This is a genomic window from Micromonospora aridisoli (assembly GCF_056150025.1).
In genome coordinates this window covers 1-600 of the sequence record NZ_JAXCFK010000093.1, presented here as the reverse complement: position 1 = coordinate 600, position 600 = coordinate 1, and the positions used below count along the sequence as shown (strand labels likewise).

The window sequence follows — 600 nt, the reverse complement described above, 5'->3', positions numbered from 1 at the left end:
AAGGTGAACGACTGCTCCCCCAGGGGGATGGGTGCTGTTCGCGGGTCGACGGCCAGCCGGGCCCGCATGGTCAACCGGTAGACACCGGGCTTGGTGAACGCCCAGCTCATGTGCGTGTGCGCGTCCGGAGGAAGGGTGGCGGTGTCGTCCCGGTAGCCGTTGGTGGGGTCGAAACCATCGCCGGAGTCGACATAGAACGACGGGTTGCCGAAGGACTCGGTCAGGTATGCGAGCATCCGGCCCGGCCCGTTCCCGGCGGTGGCGCTGAGCAGCACGTCCGAGGACCGGTTCGCCCCCTGCGCGGCACCGGTGCCCCGCACGCGCATGCCCAACCAGATGCTGTCCAGCGACACGTCCTCGACCAGTGGGATGATCTCCGCGGCGTACTTCACCGCCCCCTCGGCCAGCGAGATGTTCGGTACGCCGTCACGCAGGTTGGCGTCCAGCGCCTTGATGACCGCCTGCTCCTCCAGGAGCAGGTAGTTGCTGAACGCCACGTCCGCGTAGACGACGTCGCGGATGTCCCGCAGCGACGGCTCGTAGCTGTGCGGATCGGCGCCGTCCGGCACCAACGAGTTGACGGCGACCCGGTCGCCGCCG

The 600-nt window shown here is 68.8% G+C and carries 1 protein-coding gene; it reads right to left on the bottom strand.

The features are described from left to right. Nucleotides 1-600: metal ABC transporter solute-binding protein, Zn/Mn family (locus SM447_RS29515; RefSeq protein WP_474576140.1), on the bottom strand; the 600-nt coding region annotated here is incomplete at both ends.